This is a genomic window from Streptomyces sp. NPDC088124 (assembly GCF_040685895.1).
Classification (GTDB): Bacteria; Actinomycetota; Actinomycetes; order Streptomycetales; family Streptomycetaceae; genus Streptomyces.
The window spans coordinates 14394-40971 of record NZ_JBFBJB010000009.1 but is presented as its reverse complement, the minus strand read 5'-3'; the positions used below and the strand labels follow the sequence as shown (position 1 = coordinate 40971).

Below are 26578 nucleotides of genomic sequence, written 5' to 3'. Positions count from 1 at the left end.
CCGTCCATGGCCCTTCGCGTCGGACCGGTCACGGGCCGGTCGCGATCTGCTGTGCGCGCCTGAGTGCCTCTTCCGGTGTCTGCTCGCCCGTCAGCGCGGACTGAACCGCGGTGTATATCCCGGTCGCCGCTCTCGGCCACGTGACACCGAGTTCGCCGGTACGGGACCGGGCTCGCTGGACGCTGTCGACGAAAGCGGCCATGGACGGGACCCGTTCGGCGTACCGGGAGGCCACCGTGGTGCGGGAGGGCACGGTGAAGTGATCCTTGGCCACCGCCAGCATGTTCGAGGAGTTGTTCAGGCAGGCGAGTACCCGGGCTGCCTTGTCCTGCCGGGACTTGGAAGCGTTCTGCGGAACTGTCCACACCTCACCGCCGAGCGGTGTGACCGGGGTCTGCCCCGCGCGGGGTACGGGAACGCGGGCCACCCCCCAGTGCAGGTCCTCGGCCTGGTTCAGGGCGGGGATCCGCCACGGGCCGTTGATCATCATGGCGGTCCTGCCGGCGAGGAACTGATCGTGGAGGTCGGACTGATTCCAGGTCAGCACCGATTTCGACATGGATCCGTTTTTCACCAGGTCGACCCAGAGCCGGAGTGCCTGCGCGGCCTGTGGAGTGTCCAATTGCTTCTCGTGCCCGCCGTTGGACCACAGGAAGGGCAGGAACTGCCAGCTGCCTTCGAACGTGGCGTTCGCGTCGACGGCCATGCCGTAGCGCCCCGGACGGGTCAACTCGGCCGCTGCCGTCTTCAGTTCGTCCCAGGTCGTCGGCACGGCGACACCGGCCTCGGAGAGCATGTCCTTGTTGTAGAAGAGGGCGACCGTGTTGACGGCGGGCGCCAGTCCGTACACCTTCCCCTGGTAGGTGCCCGCGGAGAGGATGCCTTTGGAGAACCCGCTGAAGTCGATGCCGTACTGGTCCAGCGGGGTCAGCGCGCCCGTCTGTGCGATCTGCTGGAGGTCGGGGTTGTCCAGCATCAACAGGTCGGGAAGGGTCCGCGATGACGCCTGCCGCAGCACCGTGGGGGTCAGTGACGCCGCGGGAACGCTGGTGTGCTCGACGGTGACACCGGCATTCTTGCCGCAGGCGGTGAGCAGGTCGCCCCATTGAGCGTGTTCCGGCTCGTCGGTGTAGTAGTCGAGGGCGGTGATCGTGGTGACCTCGTCGGTGGCGGATCCGGCGCCGGCCCCGCCACCGCAGCCCGTGGCGGCCAGGAGCAGGGCGAGGGCTCCGACGAGGGCGCCGGTCTGCCGAACCGACGGTCTGGCCGGTGAGATCATGGTGGTGCCTGTTTCCCGAGTGGTGTCTGTTGCCGCTCTTCCCGTCCCGGGAAGGCTGACGGGGTCCAGGACGTCACGTGGCGACTGGAGCAGTACGGAGCCCGCGCGCGACGGTACGGACTCCGGATCGCCGACGAGATGGTCCTTACGAGACCCTCCCGCTCGAACGAGCATATCGAACGCCGATGGCGTCTAGGGCCTCTCGTTTGGATCATGCTGGGCTCGCGTGCCCTGGTGCCGCGCCTCGCGGCGTTGTCGTCAGTCATCCCCAAGGTCTCGGCTTCGCTCGACCAGGGGAGGCCCCATCCGCTCCTGCGTCGCCTCCCTCCTCCGCCTTGCGATGCACAGCACCAGACCCCGCTCCCTGATCCAGCCTGATTTAAACGAAAGACCCTAGCCTGCGGAAGATCGACTTCGAGGAGAGAATGACAGAAAGGAAGAAAAACCGGGCTATTTTACCGATGGGGTATCTTGCCCGCTTCATTCGCTGTGGGTACTGCCGCGGTCGGTGACATGTTCAACGGCTTCCTGGATCATCGCCGTTACGGCGCCGGGCTGCGACAGCACAACGGCGTGCGAAGCCTTCAGCAGATACTCGGTGGCCGCCATGCGCTGCGCCATGAAGCGCTGGGCGACGGGGCTGAGAATCCGGTCGGCGGCCGAGATGGCGTACCAGGACGGCTTGGAGGCCCATGCCGGCGGGCCCGAGGTGTCGTTGAGCGTGCTTCGAGCGATCGGGCGTTGCGTCACAGCCAGCACATCGGTGACGCGGGGTGACAGGTCGGCGGCGTATACCTGCCTGAACCGTTCCTTACGGATGTACACCTCGCTCTGCCGGCCGGCGGGAGACGGGGCAGGACGGGCGTCGGTGACGGTCGCCCCGGTCCGCGGCGTTCGGGCGAACCGGTTCATGATGTCCGACACGGACTCTCCGGCATCGAGGCCGAACGCCGCTACGTAGCACAACGCCACGGTGTTGTCCGCGTCGGCGGCGGCATGGGTGATGACCGCGCCACCGTAGCCGTGGCCGACCAGCACGACCGGGACGGTGATCTGGCCCAGCACGCTCCTGATGTAGGAGGCGTCCTGCGCCAGGCCGCGCAGCGGGTTCGCCGGGGCGAGCACGGTGAGGCCGGCGGTGCGGAGGAGCCTGATGACCTTCGCCCAGGACGAGGCGTCGGTGAACGCCCCGTGCACGAGTACGACGGTCGGCGGTGGTGGAGTGGGTCCGTGCACGGGGCTGCCCTCCGAAGGTTTTCGGCTGCCCAGCCAAGCGCCCGCGGATACGGCGCGCATCGCGCGAACGTACCAACATATCCGCTCAGCGGCCGCGCAAGGCCATGACCAGGTTGGCGAGCTGGACCCGGGAATTGACCGACAGCTTGCGGAAGACGGACGTCAGGTGTGTGTTGACCGTGTGAGGGGAGACGACGAGGAAGTCAGCCGCGGACCGGTTGGTGTGGCCCTCGGCGATCAGGCGCGCGACCTTCCTCTCCGCGGCCGTCAGGGCCTCCCATCCCTGGACCGGGCGCTGCTTCGGCGCTGCCCTGCGGCCGCCCGCCTGTTCGCCGTCGAGAACCTGCTGTACGCGTGCCACCGCCGCGTGGGCGCCCGACTCGGCCAACGTGGCACGGGCGTGGGTCAGGGCCGCCACGGCCTGAGGTTCGCGGCCTGCCGCCAGGAGTGCCTGCCCGAGATCGGCGTGGGCCGCGGCCCGGACCAGGGGGCGAGGGCTTGTGCCGAGCAGCGCTGTGGCGCGTTCCAGCATGGCGAGATCGTTTTTCACGAGCCCGAGAGCCTGCGCGGCGATGCCCGTGGCGGTGGGTACGGACGGGTTGCGTTCGGCGTGGGCCTCGGCCTGTGCGGCCAAGCCCTCGGCGAGTTGGCGGTCCGCGCCCCGCAGGGCTGTGCGTATCGCGGAATCGACCCACGCGCGCAACAGCCGCCAGCGCATGAAGGGACCTTCCTTCTGCACCTGCCGGATTCTGTCGACGGCAAGTCCGATGTCCCCGTCGTCCTCGGCGATGACCGCTTCCAGGAAGCGCACCGCGGCTGTGTTGCCCGGGTTCGGTTTGGCCGCCAGCCTTTCCCGCGCCGCGGCCATGTGCAGCCGCGCTGCGGCCCGGTCGCCACGCAACACCGCGATCCGGGAGCGGATCACGCGTGCGTTCACCTGCTGGACAGGAATCTGCACGTCGTCCTCCAGACGCTCCATCGTCACGAGGTCGGCCTCTGCGTCGTCGAGCCTGCCCAGCCCCAGATGCTGCTGAGCCTGTGCCCACAGCAGCATTGCCTGACGCGACGACCCGGCGTGGTGCGCTGCCTGGAGGAGCAGCCGTTCCCCGGCCTCGAAGTCGTCCATGTGCTGGTACGCGACGATTTCCTCGGGAGAGTACGCGGGATCGATGGCGCTGAGCGCCGTGAAGCGCTTCAGCGCGACGGCGTTCTCACCCGCGTTGAGCGCGGTCTCGCCGAGTCCGAACAGGGCCAGGACATGCGCGTCTCTGTCACCGACCGTGACGGCGGCGCGCAGCGCCGTCTCGCCGGCCTTCCCTGCCGCGTCAAGATCACGGCCTCGGGACAGGGCCAGCGCACGCAGGCCGGCGAGCCTCGCCCCGACCTCTGGGGCGGCGCCCTCGACCGCGAGCGCTGCTTCGGCCCGGCGGCGCAGTTCGTCGGCGAGATCCATGTTCCACAGTGCTCCGCCGAGAGCCGCCTGCAGTCGGCTGAACACCTCCAGAGGCGGTCGGCCGGCCAGCAGCCGGTCGCCGGTCGACAGCGCCTCCCGGTTCCTGCCGGCCCGGGTCAGGCAGACGATGGCCTGCTCGCCCACGGCGAACTCCTGTGGCCGCGCAGGCGGCACCAACTCCAGGGCGCGCGTCATGAGGTCGGCCGCGAGGCCCGGTGCGACCGGCAGCACGTCGTCAGCGGCTCGCCGCAGCAGCGACACCGCTTCCTCGTCTCCGGGCAGGGCGCCCTCAAGGATGTGCGACACCGCGTCGATCGGCCGGTGGCCCGCGGAGACCAGATGGTTGGCGGCCTCTCGGTGCAGGACCTTCCGGGCCGACGGCGGGATGTCGACGTAGACCGCCCGACGCAGCAGATCGTGTCGGAAGACCAGTTGGTCCCCCTCGTCGTCCAGGATTCCCGCGCGCACCGCCTCCTCGAGCGCGGGGATCAATGTGGTGGACGGCCGACCGCTGAGCAGGGCAGCGTCATGGAAGCCGAACTTGCGCCCCAGCACCGCTCCCAGTCGAAGGAAGCGCAGGGTTTCAGGCCCCAGCGACCTGAGTCTGGCGCGCACACCCAGCACGAGCCCGGAGGGAACAGGCCCGGCCGAGGCGTCGTCGTTCCGTAGCCCCGTGAGCATCTCGACCGCCAGAAACGGGTTCCCGCCGGCTCCGTCGAGCACGTCCCGTACGCGTTCGTCGGCGGCTGTCCCCAGGGTGTCGCCGGCCAGTTGGCCGATGGCCGCACCGGACAGCGGGCCCAGCGGCACAGTGACCGTGGGGAGTTCTTCCGTCGCCGCCGCGACGATCTCCTCCGCCGGGCCGGCGGGCTCCTGTCGCGCGGTGAGGATCCACAGAACCGGTGAGGTTCGCAAGCGTGCCGGAAGTCGCTTCAGGGCGAACCGGCTCAGCTGGTCGGCCCAGTGCACGTCGTCCAGCGCGATCAGTACCGGCTCGCCGACCGCCCTGGCTTCGATCGCCTGCGCGAGACGTTCCACCAGCCAGATCCGCTGATCGTGATTGCGGGCGAGGTCGGCGAAGGCGTCGCCGGACAGCAGTGGCCGATCGCCGTGCAGGACGCAGGCCGCCAACGACGAGAGCGGCACGATGTGATGCAGCTCATCGGCCTTGCCGAGGCCGACCGAGAACCCCGCTTCTCCAGCCACGGCGACGGCCTCGGCGAGCAGCGTGGTCTTGCCGATGCCCGCCTCGCCCCGGATCAGGGCCAGGGCACTGCTTCCGGTCCGGGACACCGAGGCGATCAAGGTATGCATTTCGTCGAGCTGGGCCTCCCGGCCACGCAGGCCGCTCCGGGACAGCGAGCCGCCTGACCCCGCCACGCATACTCTCCTCGTCCGCACCGGCCGACCCGAGCGGGGCTCCGCACAGGCCGTACGGTGACTCCGCGCATCGGCGTCGCCTGCCGGCGCCGAAGGACGCGGACGGACGCGCCGCGCGTCCACTATCGCAAGAACGACAGCCCCACGCACACGTGGTATGGAGGGCGAGTGACTCCGGTCACGCCGCTGACCTGGAACCTCCCCCGCCGCAGCCCGCAGTGTCCTCCGTAGCGTCGGCGGGACGGAGGACAGGGGAGGGCCGGAACGAGGGCACCGCGGTGCCCTCACCGGCCCCGGTATCGGTGACGCGCCACGGGGCATCGGGGGCGACACGAGATTCCCGGGCCGCGTGGTCCCGCCACTCGGCGGGGGACATCGCATAAGCGGTCCGGAACACCCGGCTGAAGTGGGAGGCGCTCGCGAAACCCCACCGGTGGGCCACCGCGGCGACGGTCGTGCTCGCCGCCTCCAGGCGGGCCAGCTCGCGTCTGCACTCCTCCAGCCGACGGCGCTGAATCCAACGGCCTACGGTGATGTCCTCGGCCTGGAACAGCTTGTGCAGATAGCGCACGGAGATGTGATGGGCGCGGGCTATGGCGTCCGGCGTCAGGTCCGGGTCCGCGAGATGCCGGTCGATGTGGGCCCTGATCCGCAGCAGCAACGCCTGGGCGGCGCTCGGCGTGCTCATGGTGTCCCTGCCCAGTCGCTCGTCGGCCAGCACGGTCAGCAGGCTCACGACGTTCCCGGCGATCAACGCGCCGATGCGCTGCGGATACGCCCCCGCGGTGTCCACGAGCCGGGACAGGAAGGGCGACAGCAGCCCGCCGAGTGCCGTCTCGGTATCCAGGGGCGATGCCGTGAGCTGCCGCAGGTCCGACTCGCTCAGGCCCAGCACATGGCGCGGCAGGACGAGGGACTTCGTCTGGAAGCGCTCGGGGAGGGTCAGCCGGATCGGACGCGCCATGTCGTAGACGAAGAGCTGCCCCGGCCGTACGCATACGTCACGGGTGTCCTGTTCGACGCGGGCGGCTCCTCTGCTCACCAGCTTCACGACCACGTAGTCGTCGTTGTCGCTTCCTGCGATGAGCCGGCGGGTGCGCACGGCTCGCAGGGGATCACCGTCCACCGTGACCGCCAGCATCTGGCCCAGTGGCGACGTACGGATCGTGCCGTGGTCCACTTCGTCGGGGACGGCCATGTCCACGGCGCCGAACGTCCGGGACAGGGCCTCGCACCAGTACGTGCGCCTTCGGTTCGTCGGCACTGAATCCGTGGTGTAAAGGGTGGCCGAGAGGTCGGGGTGGGGTATCGGTGAATCCGGCGACATGATCTCCGTCATTCCGGCGGGTGTGCTTTCCGGACACCGTGCCAGCCGGGCCGTGGCCGGCGCATCGCGTGAACGTATGAGATCAGAGGTGCGGGACCGGGACGGACGAGCGTGCGGCGGGACGCAGAGGCCCTGCGGGCCGGATCATGTGCGGGACTTCTCAGGACGTCGGGAGTATGAAGGCCCAGGCGAGTGGGGCGAGGGCGTCGCGCGGCACCGGCCCCGACCGCTGGCGCATATGACGCTGAAGCGGCCGGGCCGGTGCCGCCACGGCAGGTGTGCTCTGTGGCGGCACCGGCCCGGCTGCTTCAGCGGTCCCCTCCGAATGAGGTGAGCGCCCAGTCGGCGAAGCTGGTCCAGCGGACTTCCGGGTGAGCGGCATGCAGCGCGGGGACGTCGACACGGTAGCCGGGGCCGTTCAGGAACGTCCACATCGCATGCATGTCAGGGTTGCCGATCGCCGTCAGCGGCACTCTCTCATGGCGGACCTCGCGTCCCAGCACGGTGCTGAGCGTGGCCGCCATCTGCCGGGGAGTGGGCGCGTCGCTTGCCAGCTCGACACGCTGCCCGGCGTAGGGAGCGGGGTTGAGCAGGACCTCCGCCGCGAACGCACCCAGGTCGCGGCGGGCAAGCTGCTGCAAGGGCAGGTCGGGCGGCAGCGGCAGGTCGAGAACACCGCCGAGGATGCGCTCCGCTCCGCCGAGCGCGTTGTCGAAGAAATAGGTCGGCCCCAGAATCGTGTACGGCACATTGCCGGAGGTCAGCTCGGCCTCGATAGCAGCCTTGCTGTCGAAATGCGGTACCCCGCTGCGCTGGTCGGCTCCGGCGACCGAGCTGAACACGAGATGCGGCACGCCCGTCTCCGCGGCGGCGGCCACGATCGCCCGCCCCTGCTCCACTTCCGCCTCCATGCCGGCCTCGAAGGGGGTGGTGAACGCGAAGACGCCCGCCACTCCGGTCATCGCGGCGGCGAGCGACGTGCGATCGCTCAAGGATCCCGTCACCAGTTCGGCACCCCGGCCGGCCAGTTTCCGCGCTGCCGGCCGCTCGGGGTCGCGCACCAGCGCGCGTACCCGTGCCCGGTGCCCCAGCAGCGCGTCGGTCACGGCGCTGCCCTGTCCTCCGGTTGCCGCAAGTACCAGGATCGGTTCATCGACCATCGAAGAGTTCCTTCCGTTGTGGGCCGTACGTGGCCGGTTCCGCTGTTCCCGACCGTAGGCACATGGGGCCCGGCGAATTGCCTCCCGGCGCACAGCCCCGTGTCCGAGAGTGCCGAGTTCCCGCAACCGTACGAGGAGGGCGCTGGAGGGCTCGTTCCGGTGCACGCACAGTCATGGCGACCGCTCGTCCGCCGCCTACCGTTCCCAACGTCTCATATGAACGCGGGAAATAGAGGGACCCATGCAGTTCGGCATTTTCACGGTCGGTGATGTGACAGCCGATCCGACCACCGGGCGTGCTCCGTCGGAGCACGAACGCATCAAGGCGATGGTCACCATCGCGCTCAAGGCGGAGGAGGTGGGACTGGACGTCTTCGCGACCGGGGAGCACCACAACCCACCGTTCGTACCGTCGTCCCCGACCACGATGCTCGGCTACATCGCGGCCCGTACCAAGAGGCTGATCCTGTCCACCGCCACGACGCTGATCACCACCAACGATCCGGTGAAGATCGCCGAGGACTATGCGATGCTCCAGCACTTGGCCGACGGCCGGGTCGACCTGATGCTGGGCCGTGGCAACACCGGTCCGGTCTACCCGTGGTTCGGGCAGGACATCCGGCAGGGACTCAACCTGGCCAAGGAGAACTACGCGCTGCTGCGACGTCTGTGGCGCGAGGATGTCGTCGACTGGGAGGGGAAGTTCCGGACGTCCCTCCAGGGGTTCACGTCAACACCCCGTCCACTGCACGCCGTACCGCCGTTCGTCTGGCACGGTTCCATCCGCTCCCCCGAGGTCGCCGACCAGGCGGCTTACTACGGCGACGGCTTCTTCCACAACAACATCTTCTGGCCGGCCGACCACACGAGGCGGATGGTCCAGCTGTACCGGCGGCGGTACGCCCACTACGGTCACGGCCGGCCGGAGGAGGCCGTCGTCGGTCTCGGCGGGCAGGTCTTCATGCGGAAGAACTCGCAGGACGCCGTTCGGGAGTTCCGCCCCTACTTCGACAACGCGCCCGTCTACGGGCACGGGCCGTCACTGGAGGACTTCACCGAGCAGACCCCGTTGACGGTGGGGTCTCCCCAGCAGGTCATCGAGCGGACGCTGTCCTTCCGTGAGAGCGTCGGCGACTACCAGAGGCAGCTGTTCCTGATGGACCACGCGGGCCTCCCCCTGAAGACCGTTCTGGAGCAGCTCGACATGCTCGGCGAAGAGGTCGTACCCGTACTGCGCGAGGAGTTCGCGAACGGCCGCCCGGCCGGCGTGCCGGACGCGCCGACACACGCGGCGCCGGCCGCCGCCGAGACCTCGAAGGGAGTGAGCGCCGCATGAAGCTGGTCGCGGTGTCCGCGGGGCTGAGCACTCCGTCCTCCACGCGTCTGCTCGCGGAGCGTCTCGCCGCGTCCGTACGTGGTCAACTCGTCGTGCACGGGCACGACGTGGAGATCCAGGTCGTCGAATTGCGGGAACTGGCCGTCGCCGTCGCCAACAACCTCGTGAGCGGATTCCCACCGCCGCCACTGGCCGCGGCGATCGACACGGTGACCGCTTCGAGCGGTCTGATCACCGTGACGCCGGTGTTCACCGCCTCCTACAGCGGGCTGTTCAAGTCCTTCTTCGACCTGATCGATCCCGAAGCCCTCTCCGGCAAACCGGTCCTGATCGGGGCGACGGGAGGCACGGCCCGTCATTCCCTGGTCCTGGAGCATGCCCTGCGCCCGCTCTTCGCCTACCTGCGCGCCACCGTCGTCCCCACCGCGGTGTACGCGGCGTCCGAGGACTGGGGATCCGGAGGCGACGCCTACACCGAGGGTCTGCTCGCGCGCACGGAGCGGGCGGCTGCCGAGCTGGCCGCCCTCATGGCAGCCCGCCCGGCCGACGCGCCGGCCGACGACGATGTCACCGCGCTCGAACGGCAGCTTTCCGACCTGCGCTTCGACTGAGGCCGGCTCCTACGGGCCACACGTGCGCGCGGACCGTAGGAGGGAGGGGCACTGGCGTCGGGGCCGGGCGGTCATGGGACGACTCCCCGGAAGATCATGATCCGGGCCGGGAACCGCTCGCCCCGGGAAGACCCGCCGCGACGCCGTTGTGCGTCCCGGGGATCGGGTGGAGCGTGTACGTGCACGGTGAGGACACCAGCGGTGCGCTCGCGGGCAATGAAGTCCCATGAAAGGCTTTTACGGTGACGATCAGCTGCACCGGCGCGCTCAGCGCAACGATCCGAGCCATTCGCCGGAAGGGCCCGGTGCCCCCATGAGATTCCAGGAGATTCACATGTCTGATGCCACGGAGCCGGTTCAGCCGGTGCTGGAGCCCGCCGCAGCAGCGTTCGCGGAGGCGACAGCGAACCCGCCCTACCTCTTCGACCTGCCCCCGGCGGAGGGGCGTAAGGCCGTAGACGAGGTGCAGTCCGGGGAGATCGAGAAGCCGGCGGTCGACGAGGAGTGGATCACCGTCGAGGGCGGTCCGACGGGCAGCGTCCGGGCCCGGATCGTCAAGCCGGTCGGCGCCGAGGCCCCCCTGCCGGTGATCGTCTACATTCACGGCGCGGGCTGGGTGTTCGGCAACGCGCACACCCACGACCGTCTGGTCCGCGAGCTCGCCGTCGGCGCGAACGCCGCAGTCGTGTTTCCCGAGTACGACCTGTCGCCCGAGGCCCGCTACCCCGTCGCCATCGAGCAGAACTACACGGTCGCGCGGTGGGTCGTGGAGCAGGGTACGTCCAAGGGCCTCGACGGCTCGCGGCTGGCCGTGGCGGGCGACTCGGTCGGCGGCAACATGACGGCGGCGCTGACCCTGATGGCGAAGGAACGCGGTGCTATCCCGCTGGTGCACCAGGTGCTCTTCTACCCGGTCACCGACGCGAACTTCGACACCGGCTCCTACCATCAGTTCGCCACCGGCTACTTCCTGCGCCGGGACGGCATGCAGTGGTTCTGGGACCAGTACACGACCGACGAGGCCGAGCGTGCCCAGATCACCGCGTCCCCGCTGCGCGCCTCCACCGAGCAGCTGGCGGGCCTGCCCCCGGCCCTGGTCATCACGGGCGAGGCCGATGTGCTGCGGGACGAGGGCGAGGCGTACGCCAACAAGCTCCGCGAGGCCGGTGTCCCGGTCACGGCCGTGCGCTTCCAGGGCATCATCCACGACTTCGTCATGCTCAACGCCCTGCGCGGCACCCATGCCGCCGAGGCCGCCATCACCATGGCCGTCGGCACCCTGCGTACCGCACTGCACACCGCCTGACCCCGAGGGGACACCACAGACATGACCATCTCCACCCCCACGGTCGTCCTCGTCCACGGCGCGTTCGCCGACGCGGGCAGTTGGGCCGGGGTTGTCGCGGAACTGCAGAGCCACGGCATTCCCGTGATCGCGCCGCCGAACCCGCTCCGTGGCCTGGCGGCCGACGCCGCGTACATCGCGTCCGTGGCCTCCCAGATCGACGGGCCCGTCGTGCTGGTCGGCCACTCCTACGGCGGTGCGCTCATCACCGTGGCCGGTATCACCGACAACGTCGTCGGTCTCGTCTACGTGGCCGCCTACATTCTCGAGGAGGGCGAGAGCCTCGGCGAGTTGCAGGGGCGCTTCCCCGCTTCGCCACTGGTGAGCAACCTCAAGCAGTGGACGTACCCGGTCGCGGACGGCGGCCGGGCCGTCGAAGTCACCATCGCGGAGGAGGCGTTCCCATCGGTTTTCGCCGCCGACGTGCCCGCCGAGGTCACGAAGGTCCTCGCGGCCGCGCAGCGTCCGCTCGCGGTTGCGGCCTTCGAGGAGACGGCCACCGCCGCTGCGTGGAAGGCCAAGCCGTCCTGGGCCCTGGTGGCCGGCGCCGACCAGGCCATAAACCCGGAGGTGGAGCGCTTCGCCGCGAAACGGGCCGGGGCAACCGTCGTCGAGGTCGAGGGCGCGTCGCACGCCGTAGCCGTCTCCCGGCCCAAGGAGGTCGCCGACCTGATCCGCGAAGCGGTACACGCAGTGAACTGACCGGGCGGCACGGACGGCCGCGCGGACCACGGCGGGATGGGAGGGAGACGGTCCAGGCCCGGAAGGACGCGGCCAGGGATGTTCGCCCAACCGCCCCACCGGCGAGGACCCGGCCCAGTCCGAGAAGGCCTCCAGCGCCGCGTGCAGGACGACGGTGTTCTTGAAGCCTTGGTCGACCAGGGCGCACTCTCATGCCGCCCTCTGAGTGTCACCTGAGCGATCCGCTCCCCGGGCGACCTGCCTCTTGGGCAACCGCCACCGGCCCGCCGGCCGAGTTCCGCCGGCGGGCCGCGCCCTTTCTCCCCGGACCGTTCGGACCGAGTCCGCCACCGGTTATTGCCAGGTGTGTTTCGGCGGGATTAAAATCCACTTACTGAATTGAACTTAACTCAGTTCGAGTGGGAGGTGCTGGATCCCCCTCGGCGCCGGCTCCCCCGGGCAGGCGGACGACAGCTGAAAGGATATTCATGGCCCCCGTGCTGCGCGCGTATCTGGCCCGCATGGACAGCGAACACCCCGAACAGGCGCTCGACCTCCTCGTGCCGGACTTCCAGTTCCTCATCGCCCTGCCGGGGCGCGAGGCCCGGGGCACATCCAGGGACGACTTCGCCGCCTACATAGCGGGCCGCGCCGCCGTCGACCGGGTGCACGAGGTCCTCCGCGCCACCGCCGACGGCGATCTGGAGACCGTGTACGGCGTCGTGACCGAGTCGGGGAGGACCGTCGGGTCCTTCCTCTCCGCCGCGGCCGTCACACCGGACGGACAACTGGCCCGCTACCAGTCGTTCTTCACCACCACCTTCGACCTCGTCGACCGGCCGGCGTAGCCGATGGCGAGGGAACTGCGCGCGGACCTCGTCGTACTCGGCGCCGGGCTGGCGGGCCTCTCCGCCGCGGCCACGGCCGCCGCCGCGGGGGCCACGACCGTCGTACTGGAGCCCGCCGCGACCGTCGGGGGATCGGCGGCGATCTCCGGCGGTTACGTCTGGGCCGTCGAGAGCGCCGAGCGGCTGCGCGAGGAGGACCCCGGCCGCTTCCAGCGCCACGGCCGCCTCGTGGTCGACGGCTACCGCGACGCCATCGACTGGCTCACCGGGTACGCACCGCCCCTGACCGGCGAGGAGCGGGCGCTGGCCGGGCGTGGTCACAAGTTCGACATGCCGGTCGTGATCGCCCATCTGGTACGGGAGGTCATGGCGGGCGGCGGCCGTGTCGTCGCCGAGGCGCGGACCGAGGACGTGACGCGCACCGGCCACGGCTATCTGACCGTCGCGTCCACTCCGGACGGCGTCCTGCGGATCACCAGCCCCTCGGTGGTGCTGGCCACCGGCGGACGGCAGGCCGATCCGGAGGTACGGGCCTCCCTCGTCGGCGGGGGCTTCGTGCCGCCGCTGCGGGGAAACACGTACTCGCGGGGCACCGGAGTGGCCCTCGCCGAGCGGCTCGGCGGGTCCGTGAACACCGCCAACACCGGCTTCTACGGTCACCTCTTCGCCTCCGGCGTCCAGTCGCTCTCCCCGGTCGACCACATCACCTTCGCCCTCTACCACAGCGGCCTCGGTCTCCTGTTCCACCCGCGGGGACACCGGTTCACCGATGAACGGCGCGGGGACCACAACAACGCCATGGCACTGGCCGCGCACGGTGGCCGCGGCCTGCTGCTGTGGTCGGAGGAGGTGCAGCGGGACGCCGCTCAGGCGCCGTTCGTACCGGGCACCCCACGGCTGGACCGCTGGGCCTTCACCCGGGACCGCGGCGGCCGGACGACCGTCGCGGAGGACCTCACGGCACTCCTTCCCGTACTGCGGGAATGGGGACACACCGAGCCCGTGCTCGACGACGGGGCGCGGGCCCGGCTCGGCGACGGGCGCGTCTTCGCCGCGGATGTCGTCCCCGCGATCACCTTCACCTTCGGCGGCGTCGAGGTGGACGACGAGGGCACCGCCGTGGACGCCTCGGGCCGGCCGCTGCCGGGTCTGTACGCGGCGGGCGCCGACATGTCCGACGTCTACCACGAGGGATACGGCGGCGGGCTGTGCCAGGCGGTCGTCACCGGCCGCCGCGCGGGCCTGCTGGCCGCGGCCCGCGCCCGGGGGGCGCCCGGCGGCCACGGGCGCGGCCGGGCAGACACCGTCCGACCCCCGGCCACTTGGAGGCTGAGATGACCGGCACACCCACCAACGCACCCACCGGCGCATCGACCGGCAAACCCACCGACGAGCCCTCCCCGGCGCCCTTCCTCACCGCGTGGTTCGAGATCCTGGACAGCGACGAGCCCGCCAGGATCCTCGACCTGATCAGCGACGACTTCGCGCTCTCCATCCTGTTCTCCACGGGCGGCGGCAGCGCCACCGACTTCGCGGGGGACCGCGCCGCGCTCGTCGGCTACCTGGAGCAGCGGGAGAAGGGCACCCGTACCCACCACCGGCTCTCCGCGACCACCCTCGGCCAGGACGAACTCTTCCTCGGCGAGGTGCGGCGCGCCGGTGTCCCGGAGGCCAGCTTCGTCGCGGCCGGCCGGGTGAACGGCGAGGGCAGGCTCCAGCGGCTGCTGATCGGCCGGTCGTCCGAGATCCGCTTTCCCTGAATGTCCGGACACCTGGGCGCCTGAACGCCTGGGCACTGAACACGTAGGAGAACCGTCATGTACAACCTCGTCCTGCTGGCAGCCCGGCCCCCCGAGTGGACACACCAGCGGTTCATCGACTGGTGGCGGGGCGACCACGCGGAGCTGACCCGCCTCCTGCCCGGACTGCGCGCCTGGCGGCACACCGAGATCGACACGGCCCTGGAGACGCGCTCCGAGGGGTGGGACGGGCTGTCCGTCCTCAGCTTCGACTCCCCGGAGGACCTGCGGAAGGCGCTCGCGAGCCCGGAGTGGGAGCGGGCCGTCGCGCAGGTCGGGGACATGAAGGGCCGGCGCATCGCGGTGATGGGCCCCGAGGCGGAGCTGTTCACCGGCTGACACCGCCGCACCCGACGGTGGCACGGCACCGCGCCACAGCACAGCACAACGCACCACAGCACAGCACAGCATTCAGTCCGGAGTTCGGCACAGCGTAGCGAGGAAGCCGGGATGCGACAGGTAGTGCGGGAGTTCCAACTCAGAGCCGAGCAGGCGGACTTCGTCGCGGTCGTCGACGACGCGGGAGAGCACGGCGCGCGCGGACTGCTCGCCGAGGCGGCCCGGCTGGCCGAAGCCCTGTCACCGGGTGGGGCGGACAGGGCGGACGGGACGGAGGCGGCGGGCGCCACGGTCATGGTGCAGGCCGACAACTCCTGGCGCACCGTCGCCGCCACCCTCGCCGTCGGCCGTAACGGGGGCGTCCTCGCGGTCGTCAACCGGCACACCACCCGCGCCGAGTTCGCCGCGGCCTGGGAGGACATCCGCCCGGACGTGGTCGTCGCCGAGCCCTCGGCGATGGACGAATGGGCGGTGCCCGAACTGCTGCCGGGCCGTGCCGAGACCGTGCTCGACGGCTGGAACTGCCGGGCCGCGCCGGGGCCGCGTGATGTGGCGCGCTGGTCGGGCGGTGTCCTGATCGGGCTCACCTCCGGCTCCACGGGGCGGCCCAAGGGCGTCGTCCAGTCGGAGGAGGCGCTGCGGTACGCGGGCGCGCACACCATCGCGATCAACGGCCTCGCCCGGGGCGACGCGGTGGCCGCGATCGTGCCGCTGTCCTCGACGGCGGCGTACTGCTTCGGCGTACACCTGGCCCTGCAACTGGGTGGCCCGCTCGTCCTGACGGCGAAGTGGGACCGGGCCGTCGCGCTGCGCCGGCTGGCCGACCACCAGGTCCGCTGGACCATGTGCGTACCGACCATGGCGCTCCAGATGGGCGCCGAGGCGGCCGGTTCGGGGATCCTCGGGGGAGTCAGGGCGATCACGGTCGGCGGCGGCCCCATGGACCGGGGCGCGCTCGCCCGCGCCGAACGCTCCCTCGGTACGAAGATCCTCCGCGTCTTCGGCATGTCGGAGTGTCTCGGCCACACCTCGCCGGGCCCGGACGACCCCGAGGACATCCGGCTCGGAAGGGACGGCCGCCCCTTCCCCGGTACCGACCTGCGCGCGCTCACGGCCGGGGGAGAGCGGGCGCGACCGGGGGAATCCGGCCGGGCGCAGGTGCGCGGCCCCTCGCTCTTCCTCGGCTACGCCCGCGCCGGCCGGGTCGACCCGCCGTCCCTCACACCGGACGGCTACTTCCCCACCGGCGATCTGCTGATGCCCCATGAGGACGGCACGATCAGCATCATGGGCCGGGAGAAGGACGTCATCATCCGCGGCGGCCGCAACATCGACATCACCGAGATAGAGCGCGCGGTCGCGGCCCACCCTCGTGTGTCGAGGGTCTGCGTCACGCCGGTCCCCGACGAAGTGCTCGGCGAACGGGTCGCGCTGCTCGTCGTCACCGAGGACGGTGGCTCCATCGCGCTGGCGGAGGTGACCGGACACCTCGACACGGTCGGACTCTCCAAGGCCAAATGGCCCGAATTCGTGTACGGGATAGAGGAGTTGCCCCAGACGAAAGTCGGCAAACTGGACCGGGCGGGGGCCCGGGCACTCGTCCGGAGGCTGCGTGCCGCCCCCACCGACACCCGCGGCGCCACGGAGTGAGGAGAGACATGACGGAGCGGTTCGACCAGGGGCCCTGGGCCCGGGCAGGCGTCCAGACCGTACAGCCCGGGGTGCACCGGGTGCCCCTGCCGCTGCCCAACGACGGGCTGCACGCCGTCAACGTCTACCTGCTGGAGGACCCGGGGGACGACGGCGGCATCGTCATGATCGACGGAGGCTGGGCGATCCCCGAGGCGCGCAAGGCACTGGAACAGGCCATGGCGGCCATCGGCCATGACCTCGGAGACATCAGCCACATCCTCGTCACCCACGTCCACCGCGACCACTACACCCACGCGGTGGAACTGCGCCGGCTGCTCGGCTCGCGCGTCTACCTGGGCGCGGGCGAACGGCCCGGCCTGGAGATGCTCGGCCGGCTGCGCAGTGACCGGCCCGAGGGTTCCCTGGCGACGCTGCGCCGGGCCGGGGCGGCCGAACTGGCCGATCTGGTGGGGGCGATGGACCACGGCGGCTACGACCCGAGCGTATGGGAACTCCCGGACCGCTGGCTCGGTACGGGGACCCTCCGGCTCGGCGGCCGTGAGCTGCGCGTCGTCCCCACACCCGGACACACCAAGGGACATGTGGTCTACCTGGACGAGCGGCGGGGGCTGCTGTTCGCGGGGGACCATGTCCTGCCGCACATCACCCCGTCCATCGGGTTCGAACTGGCCGAACCGGGCGGCCGGCCGCTCGCCGACTACCTCGACTCGCTGCGGCTGATGACCCGGTACGCGGACACCCGGCTGCTGCCCGCCCACGGGCCGGTCTCGGACAGCACCCATGTCCGGGTCGCCGAACTGCTCACCCACCACGACGACCGGCTGGCCAAGAGCCTGACGGCGCTCGACGCCGGAACCCTCGACGCCCACGCGGTGGCGCGCCGGCTCGGCTGGACGCGCCGGCAGCTGCCGTTCGCCGAGCTGAGCGCCTTCAACCAGATGCTCGCGGTCAACGAGACGGCGGCGCATCTGGACGTTCTCGTGCTGCGCGGCCGGGCCACGGTGGCACACGCCGACGGGGTCGACCGGTACACACGCGTACGGTGACCCGGCACGCCGCCCGGGGCACCGCGCCCGCCCGGGGCACCGCGCCCGCCGGGCACGCCGCGCCCGCCGGGGTCAGCGCGCCGTCCATCCCCCGTCCACGTACAGCTCCGAGCCGGTGACGAAGCTCGCGTCCGGCGAGGCGAGGAACGCCACGGCCCCCGCGACCTCGTCGGGGGTGCCGAGCCGCCCCAGCGGTGTGCCCTCGACCATCGCGGCGTGCCGGGGCGTGCCCCGCCACAGTTCGCGCGAGCGGGGCGTCTCGATGAAGCCGGGGTGGAGCGAGTTGACCCGGACACCCCGGGTGCCCCAGTGCAGCGCGGCGTTCTTGGTCATCAGCCGTACGGCGCCCTTCGCGGCGTGGTACGAGAACTGACTGCCGAAGCCGCCGACCGTACCGAAGATCGACGCGACATTGACGACCGAGCCGCCGCCGGACCGTTCGATCGCGGGCCCGCCGTGCTTCATGCCGAGCCAGACGCCCGTCTGGGTGACGGCGATGACCTTGTCCCAGGACTCCTGGGTCTCGCTCTCCACGGTCCGCATCGCCGCGATGCCCGCGTTGTTGACGAGCGTCGTCAGGCCGCCCAGCTCGGCGACCACCCGCTCGACCGTGCCGTGCCACGCCTCCTCGTCGCTGACGTCCAGCGCGAGACCGAGCGCGCTCGCGCCGCCGGACGTCAGCTCCTCCGCCAACTCCTCGCAGCGGGAGGCGTCCACGTCGGTCACCACCACCGCGGCTCCCTCGGCGGCCAGCCGGCGCACCACGGCGTCCCCGATGCCGCCGGTCGCACCGGTGACCAGGGCGACCTGTCCGGACAGACGATTGCGCATGGGGTCTCCTTCTGATGCTGGGACACTCGTTCCGCGACACTCGGCTACTGACCATTAGCCATCTCAGATCCAAGAGGGGCGAGGTGTCAAGGTCTCTGTCTATAATCAGGGCTGTCAGGGAAAGCAACCGGCTAACCACTCTTAGCTCCGGGAGTCTGTGTGAGGGCGATCCAGGACGGCTCCTACGAGCGTCCGCACCGGCCCGCGGGGTCCGGCGACGGGCCTCCGGCCGACCGGCGGACGGCGATCCGGCAGGCGGCCCTGCGGCTGTTCGCCGCCCAGGGGTACCGGGCCACCACCATGATCGAGATCGGCGCCGCCGTCGGCGTGCGCGGCCCGAGCCTCTACAAGCACGTGGCGTCCAAGCACGAGCTGCTGGCCGAGATCATGGCCGGCACGATGGAGCGGCTGATCGCGGACCACACCGCGGCCGTGGCCGGTGCCGACTCCGTACGGGAGGCGCTGCGCCGCGCCGTGGAGGCGCATGTCCGCTACCACGCCCGGCACCGCCTGGAGGCGTTCGTCGGCAACCGGGAGATCGGCAGCCTGGAACCGCCGGAGCAGGAGCGGCTGCTCGGCCGGCGCAGCGACTACGAGCGCCGCTTCCGCGAGCTGATCGAACGGGGCGCCGACGAGGGCGCCTTCGAGGTGCGGTCCGCCAGGATCGCCTCGTACTCGATCCTCGACATGGGGATCGGTGTGGCCGGCTGGTTCCGCGAGGACGGCGAGTTCTCCGTCGACGATGTCGCCTACCAGTACGGCGACATCGCGCTGCGGATCGCCGGCGCGCGGCCCGCGGTCTGACGGGGCCCGGTCCCTTGTCCGGAGCCCGCCCGGTGAGGCCGTCCGGAGGTGGCAGAAATAAAAAGCCACCAAGAATGCGATCCGCCTACCTTTAATTGCTCAAAGGCGAGTTGCCGAGTCATTTTTGGCAACCATATTTGCCTTACTCTGTCATAATATTTCCGTATGGGAATATCTCCACCCGTCGTAGGCGACCCGTCCCGGCCCGCCGCCGGACACCCGGACCCGGTCCCGGACCCCGCCCCGAGCCCGACGCCCCCGGCGCTCGCCGCGTTCCGGGACTCCGCCACCGTGGGCCTGGCCATGGTGCCGCTCGGTCTCGCCTTCGGAGCCGTCATCACCCAGTCCGGCCTGGCCTGGTGGTGGGCGAGCGCGTTCGCGGCTCTCATCTACGCCGGCTCGTTCGAATTCCTGCTCGTCGGTCTGGCCGCCGCCGTCGCACCGCTGGGGACGGTCGCCCTGACCGCGTTCCTGGTCAACGTCCGGCACGTGTTCTACACGCTGTCCTTCCCCCTGCACCGCGTGAACGGGCGCCTCGCCAAGGCCTACAGCACCTTCGCCCTGACCGACGAGGCGTACGCGCTCACCACCAACGAGCGGGCCCGCTCCTGGCCGGGCCGCCGCATCCTGTGGCTCCAGGCGTACATGCACCTGTACTGGGCCGCCGGCGCCACCGCCGGCGGGCTGCTCGGCTCGCTCATCCCCACGAGCGTCACCGGCCTGGACTTCGCGCTCACCGCCCTGTTCGCCGTGCTGGCCCTCGACGCGATCCGCGAGCGCCGCGGCGACCTGCCCACCCCCGTCCTGGCCCTGCTCAGCGCGCTCGCCGCCCGTCTGCTCCTGCCCGGGCAGATGATGCCGGCGGCCTGCGTCCTGTTCACCGCCGCCCTGCTGACCCGTCACCTCCTCACCCGTACGAGGGCCCGCCGTGCCTGACACTCCGTACCTGATCGCCGCGGTCGCCGTCTCCGCCGCCGTCACCTGGGCCCTGCGCGCCCTGCCCTTCGCGGCGCTCGCCCCGCTGCGCGCCAGTGGCACCGTGCGGTACCTCAGCACCCGTATGCCGGCCGGCATCATGGTGATCCTGCTCGTGTACTGCCTGCGCGACCTCCCCCTGACCGAGCCGCGTGCCCTCGCCCCGTCGGCGGCGCTGGCCGTCACGGTCGGCCTGCACCTGTGGCGGCGCAACGCCGTGCTGAGCATCGTCGGCGGCACCGCCGTCCACGTGGCCCTGGCCAGCACCCTCTTCGCGCACTGACCTGGGCCCCGCCCGGTGCGGCCCCGGTCCGGTGGCGGAGGTCAGTCCAGGCCGCGGGCCCGCCTGAACCTGGCCAGTCCCTCCGACAGCTCCACCAAGGGCTCCGGGTAGTCGGACCGCGCCGGTTCCGGCCCCCGCGCCCGCCGCTTCCACGGCTCGTGGACCGCGCCGCCCTCGATGTCCCGCAACTCGGGCACCCAGCGGCGTACATAGGTGCCGTCCGGGTCGTACCGCTTCCCCTGGGCCACCGGGTTCAGCACGCGGTTGGGCCGGCTGTCCGTGCCGGTCCCCGCCATCCACTGCCAGTTGAGCTGGTTGTTCGCGATGTCGCCGTCCACCAGCAGGTCCAGGAAATGGCGGGCGCCGACCCGCCAGTCCACGTACAGCGTCTTGACGAGGAAGCTCGCGGTGAGCAGCCGGCCCCGGTTGTGCATCCAGCCCTCGTGCCGCAACTGCCGCATCGCCGCGTCGACCACCGGATAGCCCGTACGTCCCGCCTTCCACGCCTCGATCTCCCCGGCCGCCGCCTTACCGGTGCGCCAGCGGTCGTGCCGGGCGCGGTAGTCGGCGTGGGCGGCCGCCGGACGGGCCGCCAGGACCTGATGGTGGAAGTCCCGCCAGCAGAGCTGCCGTACGAAGGCTTCCGCGCCCGGGCCGCCCGCCGTCCTGGCCCGGTGGATCAGCTCGGCGGAGGAGAGGGTGCCGAAGTGCAGATGGGGCGAGAGACGCGAGGTGGCGTCGCCCGCCAGATCGTCATGGAGGTCCGCGTACGAGGCGAGCCCCGTGCGGCGCCAGGCCGTGAGACACCGCCGCGCCGCCCGCTCGCCGCCCTCGGCGAGCCCTTCCGAGACACCGCTGACCTCGGCCCGGGACGGCAGCGCGTCCGATCCCGCCTCCCGCGGTACGGGCACGGAGCGCGGCGCGTCGAGGGTGTCCCGGATCCGCTCCGTGGACCACCGCCGGAAGTACGGGGTGAACACCGCGAAGTGATCCGCCCGCGAACCCGTCGGTGTCACCGCGCCCGGCGCCACCGCGGTCACCACGGCGTCGTGCACATGGAGCGCGCGCCCCTGGGACTCCAGGGCCGCGCGCAGCCGCGCCTCGCGACGCATCGCGTAACCGGTCACACCCCCGGCGAGATACACGTCCCGCGCCCCCGTCGCGGCGGCGACCCGGCAGACCTCCTCGGCCACCTCGCCCGACCTGATCACCAGCCGGCCGCCGCGCTCCCGGAGACCCGCGTCCAGATCCCGGAGGCAGTCGTGGAGGAACGCCCGGCGGTTGGGCGCGGCGAAGCCCGCGTCCTCGACGCCCTTGTCCCGTACGAAGAGCGGGACCACCTCGTCGGCCGCCGCGAGGGCCGCGCGCAGCGACGGGTTGTCACGCAGCCGCAGATCGGACGTGAAGAGGACGACGGCGACACTCATCATGCTGCTCCTGTTCCAGGGGCTTCCCAGGGGCCGGACGGACACGGGCTCCTTCTGCCCGCCTTCTGCCCACGCGCGACGGGCCGGCATAGCGGTCCGCGGGACGTGTGCCGGTACAACGGTCAGCGGGACGTCACGGACACGGCACGGGCGGGTTCCGCCTCCTGGTCCGCCGCGCGGGCGATGTTGCGGGCCATCCCGCCGAAGACCACCGCGTGGAACGGGGAGACCGCCCACCAGTAGGCGTGGCCCAGCAGCCCGCGCGGGTGGAACACGGCCCGCTGACGGTAGTGGGAGCCGCCTCCCTCCCGCTCCTGCGCGTACATCTCCAGCCACGCCAGCCCCGGCAGCCGCATCTCGGCGCGGAGCCTCAGCAGCCGCCCGGGTTCGATCTCCTCGACCCGCCAGAAGTCCAGCGAGTCCCCGACGCGCAGCCGCTCGGCGTCGCGGCGGCCCCGGCGCAGCCCCACCCCGCCGATCAGCCGGTCCAGCCACCCCCGGACGGCCCAGGCGAGGGGGAACGAGTACCAGCCGTGATCACCGCCTATGCCCTCGACGACCCGCCACAGGGCCCCCGGGGAGGCGGCCACGTCCCGTTCCCGTACATCGGTGTAGAGACTGCCGCCGGCCCAGTCGGGGTCGGTCGGCAGCGGATCGCTGGGCACGCCGGGCACCGACGCCGACGACCACCGCGTGGTGACCCGCGCCTCGCGCACCCGCCGCAGGGCCAGTGCGAGCGCCTGGTCGAAGGTGAAGGGCCGGCCCGGCAGTTCGGGGACGTACCGCGTGATGTCGTGCTCCCGGCAGACGACCTCGTACCGCAGCGACTCCGCGAGCGGCCGGGCGATCGACCGCGGAACGGGGGTGACGAGGCCGATCCAGTGACTCGACAGCCGGGGTGTCAGCACCGGGACCGGCACGATCAGCCGGCGCGGGAGCCCGGCGACCCGCGCGTACCGCTGCATCATCTCGCGGTAGGTGATGATGTCCGGGCCGCCGATGTCGAAGGTGCGGTTCACGTCCTCGGGCATCCGCGCGCTGACCACCAGACAGCGCAGCACGTCGCGGACGGCGATCGGCTGGATCCTGGTCGACACCCAGCTCGGCGTCACCATCACCGGAAGCCGCTCGGTGAGATAGCGCAGCATCTCGAAGGAGGCCGAGCCGGAACCGATGATGACCGCCGCGCGCAGCGCGGCCGTCGGTACGCCCGAGCCGAGGAGGATCGCGCCCACCTCCGCGCGGGACCGCAGATGCGGCGAGAGCTGTTCCACGGGGACGTCGTCCGGGGTCAGACCGCCCAGATAGACGATGCGCCGGACGCCCGCGGCGCGGGCCCGCTCGCCGAAGATCCGGGCCGCCGCCCGGTCGGTCCTCTCGAAGTCCGGCCCGCCCGCCAGCCCGTGGACCAGGTAGTAGGCGACATCGATCCCCTCCATCGCCGCGCCGACCGAGTCCGCGTCGGTGACGTCCCCCTTGACGGTCTCCACCTGATCCGCCCACGGATGGTCCCGGAGCTTCCCCGGGGTACGGGCCAGACAGCGCACCGAGTGCCCCGCCGCCAGCAGCTCGGGGACGAGCCGCCCCCCGATGTACCCCGTCGCCCCCGTCACCAGACAGCGCAGCCCGGGCCCGGCCTCCGCGTCCTCCGGCTCGCCGGCCTCTCTCGCCTCTCTCGCCTCTCCGGTCTCCATGGCGCCTCCGTATCGGCTCGCACGCATACTCCCACCGTGTACGTACGGGGCTCATTCCGCTTCCGGACACGCACCGGACGGGAGCCGTCCGGGTACCCGTCCGTCGGCGTAGCACATTCCGGGGAAGCGAGTAGGCTGGTGATGAAGCCGCCCTGAATGGTGTATATCGCACCCAAAGCGCGCGGCCGGTACATCAGTTGTGACGGGCGACTCCAAGGCTGCGCACGGGTGAACCGGGGGAGCGGGGGACCGCATACAGCCTATGCCGAGGAGGTCGCCATGAATGGCGCCACCATCGTCAACCCGAAACACACGATGCCTGAAGAGGTCATCAAAGAGCTGGACTTCAGCCATCAGGAAGATCTGGACACCCTGCACCAGCAGATGGAACTGGCAAAGGCCGCACAGCCCGACGAAGAAGCAAGGACACACAGCGCGGACCTGTTCCGGTCCGTCGCGCGAGCGTCCGGTGTCGATCTGGACGACTACCGGGCACGGGCGTCGGAACACAGGGCACGCCAAGTGCAGAAACTCGAAGAGGCGGCCGAAGGACATGCCAGGATCGACCGGCACCTGCGCCCCCTCGACCTGGAACAGCCCGTCCCGAGGGCGGCGGACCCGAACTTCTGGTTCGCGAACGCGCAGGCTTCCTGGACCCAGCCCTTCAACGGGCGGTTCCTCGCCGACGGCCTGCACTTCACCGGAAAGATCACCTACAACAGCGGCTCGTTGAGCTTCCGTAATTTCGGGGCGAGATTCCGTTACGAGCTTCAGAGCAACAGGATCCCGGCCACCTCCACAGGGCGGTGGCGGTCGGACCCGCACATGGAACTCTTCGGCGGTCTCCTCGGCTGGGTGGGGCCTGCTGATCTCTTCTCGGGGGACCGGTGGTCGAAGTGCTGGATGATCAGGAGGCAGACCCTCTTCCAGTTCGTCTTCGCGCCGCCCGGAGTCGACAACCGCCACATTCTCGGTGAACGTGTGGAGGCACAGAACCTGATATTCCTCGAAAGCGGAGGACTGGGAGGAAGCCGTATGCACACGGTCAACCTCCCCGGGTTCCAGCCCATGCCGTCGCTCACCTTCAGCTCCCCCTTCTTGGGACAGAGCATCTGGGCGGAGCTGGAGACGCGCTTCGACATCCAGGTGGAGGGCAACAGTCTGCTGTGGATCGACCCGGGCGACTGCCTCGTGCGGGCCTTCCAGTGGCCGCTCGTCGGCAACGCCTGAACTCCCGTGAGGGCACTGGGGCCGGCCGGGATATCACCGGCCGGGAGACAGCCCCAGTGCCGTCAACTGGCGGGCCTCCGTCGACTCGACGCGCGCCGTCTGCGCCGGTGTGAGGACGTCGCACACCCAGTCCCAGTGCAGCGCCACCACATCGCCCGGGGCGAGCCCCGCGATGAGGGACCGTCCGCCCGTCGACCAGCGGACGGACTCCCGGCGGGGCGGTCCCGGGGCCAGCCCGGTGCCCGTCCAACGCAGCGGGCGGGACTCCACCGTGGCCGACTCGCCGCGTACCGAGTGCACCACGCCCGTACGGATACGGCACCGGTCGAGGACGGAGAGCGCGGTCGGCCGGGCCGGCCCGCGCAACAGGCCGGCCCACGGGTACACGTCGAAGACCTGGAAGGTGTGGTGGGCGAGGGCGCGGTCGGCCGCGTCACGCCACGTGCCGCCCCACTGGCCGTCGAAACGGTCCCGCAGCCGCGCCAGCAGGACCGCCGGGGCGGTCCGGTCCAGCAGCTCGTTGCCGATCCAGTACGCCTCGACCACCCGCTCGTCGAGCGGGTCGGCGAGACCGGCCGTCTCGGCGAGCAGTTCGAGATAGCACCAGGCGCCCTCGAAGCGGCGGGCATGACGCTCGATGCCCGCCGTCTCCTCGGTACGGAGCAGGGTCCCGGCGTCCGCGGGGCCGCAGTAGCCCAGCTCGTTCGGCGGATAGGCGTACCGGGCGAAGAGCAGCGCGCCCCGCTCACTCATTCAGCAGATCCTCGGCAGCTGTTCACCGATCGGCAGCCCGATCACCCGTGAGCCGCCGAGCCCCGTCCTGGCCACCACCATCCCCGGATGGTCGGGCACACATGTACCGATCCGGCACGCCCCACGGCCCAGCGGATGCGCCGTCAGGGCCGCGAGGACCCGGTCGGCTGCGCCGGCCGGGACGATCGCGAGCAGCTTGCCCTCGTTCGCCACCTGGAGCGGGTCGAGCCCCAGCATGCTGCACGCGTCCCGCACCGGGTCGGGTACGGGCAGCTCCCGCTCGACCAGTTCCACGCCGACCCCCGAGGCGGTGGCGATCTCGTTGAGCGAGGCCGCGACGCCCCCGCGGGTGGGGTCGCGCAGTACGTGCACCTCCGCGCCCGTGGCGATCATCGCGGCCACCAGGCCGTGCAGGGCCGCGGTGTCGCTCTCGACGGCGGTGCCGAACTCCAGACCCTCCCGGCAGCTCATCACCGCCACGCCGTGGACCCCGATGTCGCCGCTGATCAGCACGGCGTCCCCGGGCGCGGCGCGGCCCGGGCCGATGTCGACGCCGTCGGGGATCACCCCGATCCCCGAGGTGTTGACATAGACGCCGTCCCCGCTGCCGCTGTCGACGACCTTGGTGTCGCCGGTGACCAGCCGGACACCCGCCGCCCGCGCCGCCTCGCCCATGTCCCGGGCGATCCGGCCGACATCGGCGAGCGCCGTCCCCTCCTGGAGGATGAACGCGCTGGACAGGAAGAGCGGTACGGCGCCCGACATCGCCAGGTCGTTGACGGTTCCGTTCACCGCGAGGTCGCCGATGGAGCCGCCGGGGAAGAACATCGGCCGCACCACGAACGAGTCGGTGGAGAAGGCGAGCCGCGTCCCGTCCCCGACGGTGAGCACGGCGGAGTCGCCCAGCTCCGACGCCGCCGCCGGACCGTACGCCGGGAGGAACAGGTGCTCGACCAGCTCGGCCGACATCGCCCCGCCACCGCCGTGCCCCATCACGACCGTCGGTGTCTCCCGCAGGGGGACCGGGCAGACCCAGCTCTCGAAGTCCGGCCCCGCGGCCTCGGCGGCGGGGGCGGGTACCTGACGTG

24 protein-coding genes are annotated in these 26578 nt (G+C 71.1%); 14 read left to right on the top strand and 10 right to left on the bottom strand.

Going from position 1 to position 26578, the window contains the following annotated elements:
- Positions 1–28: 28 nt before the first annotated feature.
- From AB0P17_RS09635 to AB0P17_RS09615, 5 genes are all read right to left on the bottom strand, one after another.
- Positions 29–1279, bottom strand: a complete 1251-nt coding sequence (locus AB0P17_RS09635; RefSeq protein ID WP_365809211.1) for an ABC transporter substrate-binding protein — start codon at positions 1277–1279, stop codon at positions 29–31.
- A 480-nt stretch (positions 1280–1759) separates the two neighbouring features.
- On the bottom strand, positions 1760–2575 hold the full coding sequence (locus tag AB0P17_RS09630; protein WP_365809209.1) for an alpha/beta hydrolase: 816 nt from the start codon (positions 2573–2575) through the stop codon (positions 1760–1762).
- 25 nt (positions 2576–2600) lie between these two features.
- Positions 2601–5348: an AAA family ATPase gene (locus tag AB0P17_RS09625; RefSeq protein WP_365809207.1), complete on the bottom strand. Its 2748-nt coding sequence runs from the start codon at positions 5346–5348 to the stop codon at positions 2601–2603.
- 178 nt (positions 5349–5526) lie between these two features.
- The gene (locus AB0P17_RS09620) at positions 5527–6612 is read right to left on the bottom strand and encodes a helix-turn-helix domain-containing protein (RefSeq protein WP_365809206.1); all 1086 of its coding nucleotides are present in this window, start codon (positions 6610–6612) and stop codon (positions 5527–5529) included.
- Between the two features lie 371 nt (positions 6613–6983).
- The gene (locus AB0P17_RS09615) at positions 6984–7835 is read right to left on the bottom strand and encodes an NmrA/HSCARG family protein (RefSeq protein ID WP_365809205.1); all 852 of its coding nucleotides are present in this window, start codon (positions 7833–7835) and stop codon (positions 6984–6986) included.
- 241 nt (positions 7836–8076) lie between these two features.
- On the opposite strand from AB0P17_RS09615, the gene AB0P17_RS09610 reads away from it, so the two are divergent.
- The 10 genes from AB0P17_RS09610 (at position 8077) to AB0P17_RS09565 (ending at position 17493) form a co-directional block, all read left to right on the top strand.
- Positions 8077–9171 (top strand): LLM class flavin-dependent oxidoreductase, encoded by a 1095-nt coding sequence (locus tag AB0P17_RS09610; protein WP_365809203.1) that lies wholly within the window; start codon positions 8077–8079, stop codon positions 9169–9171.
- Positions 9168–9782, top strand: a complete 615-nt coding sequence (locus AB0P17_RS09605) for an FMN reductase (protein ID WP_365809201.1) — start codon at positions 9168–9170, stop codon at positions 9780–9782. The genes AB0P17_RS09610 and AB0P17_RS09605 overlap by 4 nt, the downstream gene beginning before the upstream one ends.
- A 334-nt stretch (positions 9783–10116) precedes the next feature.
- The gene (locus AB0P17_RS09600; protein WP_365809200.1) at positions 10117–11088 is read left to right on the top strand and encodes an alpha/beta hydrolase; all 972 of its coding nucleotides are present in this window, start codon (positions 10117–10119) and stop codon (positions 11086–11088) included.
- Between the two features lie 21 nt (positions 11089–11109).
- Complete coding sequence (locus AB0P17_RS09595; protein WP_365809198.1) at positions 11110–11829, top strand: alpha/beta hydrolase; 720 nt, start codon at positions 11110–11112, stop codon at positions 11827–11829.
- Between the two features lie 467 nt (positions 11830–12296).
- Positions 12297–12656 (top strand): nuclear transport factor 2 family protein, encoded by a 360-nt coding sequence (locus tag AB0P17_RS09590; protein ID WP_365809197.1) that lies wholly within the window; start codon positions 12297–12299, stop codon positions 12654–12656.
- A gap of 3 nt (positions 12657–12659) precedes the next feature.
- Entirely contained in the window at positions 12660–13994 is a 1335-nt protein-coding gene (locus AB0P17_RS09585) for an FAD-binding protein (protein ID WP_365809195.1), read from the top strand.
- On the top strand, positions 13991–14416 hold the full coding sequence (locus AB0P17_RS09580; RefSeq protein WP_365809193.1) for a hypothetical protein: 426 nt from the start codon (positions 13991–13993) through the stop codon (positions 14414–14416). Before AB0P17_RS09585 ends, AB0P17_RS09580 begins: the two co-directional genes overlap by 4 nt.
- Positions 14417–14473: 57 nt before the next feature.
- Positions 14474–14794: an EthD family reductase gene (locus AB0P17_RS09575; RefSeq protein ID WP_365809192.1), complete on the top strand. Its 321-nt coding sequence runs from the start codon at positions 14474–14476 to the stop codon at positions 14792–14794.
- A gap of 111 nt (positions 14795–14905) precedes the next feature.
- Positions 14906–16444: a class I adenylate-forming enzyme family protein gene (locus AB0P17_RS09570; RefSeq protein WP_365809190.1), complete on the top strand. Its 1539-nt coding sequence runs from the start codon at positions 14906–14908 to the stop codon at positions 16442–16444.
- Between the two features lie 8 nt (positions 16445–16452).
- Complete coding sequence (locus AB0P17_RS09565) at positions 16453–17493, top strand: MBL fold metallo-hydrolase (RefSeq protein WP_365809188.1); 1041 nt, start codon at positions 16453–16455, stop codon at positions 17491–17493.
- A 72-nt stretch (positions 17494–17565) separates the two neighbouring features.
- Here AB0P17_RS09565 and AB0P17_RS09560 read toward each other — a convergent pair whose 3' ends face one another.
- The gene (locus tag AB0P17_RS09560; RefSeq protein ID WP_365809186.1) at positions 17566–18324 is read right to left on the bottom strand and encodes an SDR family NAD(P)-dependent oxidoreductase; all 759 of its coding nucleotides are present in this window, start codon (positions 18322–18324) and stop codon (positions 17566–17568) included.
- A gap of 159 nt (positions 18325–18483) precedes the next feature.
- On the opposite strand from AB0P17_RS09560, the gene AB0P17_RS09555 reads away from it, so the two are divergent.
- The 3 genes from AB0P17_RS09555 (at position 18484) to AB0P17_RS09545 (ending at position 20386) form a co-directional block, all read left to right on the top strand.
- Entirely contained in the window at positions 18484–19128 is a 645-nt protein-coding gene (locus tag AB0P17_RS09555; protein WP_365809184.1) for a TetR/AcrR family transcriptional regulator, read from the top strand.
- Between the two features lie 303 nt (positions 19129–19431).
- Positions 19432–20064, top strand: a complete 633-nt coding sequence (locus AB0P17_RS09550; protein ID WP_365809435.1) for an AzlC family ABC transporter permease — start codon at positions 19432–19434, stop codon at positions 20062–20064.
- Entirely contained in the window at positions 20057–20386 is a 330-nt protein-coding gene (locus tag AB0P17_RS09545; RefSeq protein ID WP_365809182.1) for an AzlD domain-containing protein, read from the top strand. Before AB0P17_RS09550 ends, AB0P17_RS09545 begins: the two co-directional genes overlap by 8 nt.
- Before the next feature lie 41 nt (positions 20387–20427).
- Here AB0P17_RS09545 and AB0P17_RS09540 read toward each other — a convergent pair whose 3' ends face one another.
- Together AB0P17_RS09540 and AB0P17_RS09535 are read right to left on the bottom strand one after the other, a co-directional pair.
- On the bottom strand, positions 20428–21813 hold the full coding sequence (locus AB0P17_RS09540; RefSeq protein WP_365809433.1) for a deoxyribodipyrimidine photo-lyase: 1386 nt from the start codon (positions 21811–21813) through the stop codon (positions 20428–20430).
- A 122-nt stretch (positions 21814–21935) separates the two neighbouring features.
- Complete coding sequence (locus AB0P17_RS09535; protein ID WP_365809180.1) at positions 21936–23507, bottom strand: SDR family oxidoreductase; 1572 nt, start codon at positions 23505–23507, stop codon at positions 21936–21938.
- Between the two features lie 279 nt (positions 23508–23786).
- Here AB0P17_RS09535 and AB0P17_RS09530 point away from each other — a divergent pair, with 279 nt between their 5' ends.
- The gene (locus tag AB0P17_RS09530; protein ID WP_365809178.1) at positions 23787–24737 is read left to right on the top strand and encodes a hypothetical protein; all 951 of its coding nucleotides are present in this window, start codon (positions 23787–23789) and stop codon (positions 24735–24737) included.
- 33 nt (positions 24738–24770) lie between these two features.
- Here AB0P17_RS09530 and AB0P17_RS09525 read toward each other — a convergent pair whose 3' ends face one another.
- Positions 24771–25490 carry a DUF6390 family protein gene (locus AB0P17_RS09525; RefSeq protein WP_365809177.1) on the bottom strand — a complete coding sequence of 240 codons (720 nt, stop codon included), beginning with the start codon at positions 25488–25490 and terminating at the stop codon, positions 24771–24773.
- On the bottom strand, positions 25491–26483 hold the full coding sequence (gene hypE, locus AB0P17_RS09520; protein ID WP_365809431.1) for a hydrogenase expression/formation protein HypE: 993 nt from the start codon (positions 26481–26483) through the stop codon (positions 25491–25493).
- Positions 26484–26578: the final 95 nt, after the last annotated feature.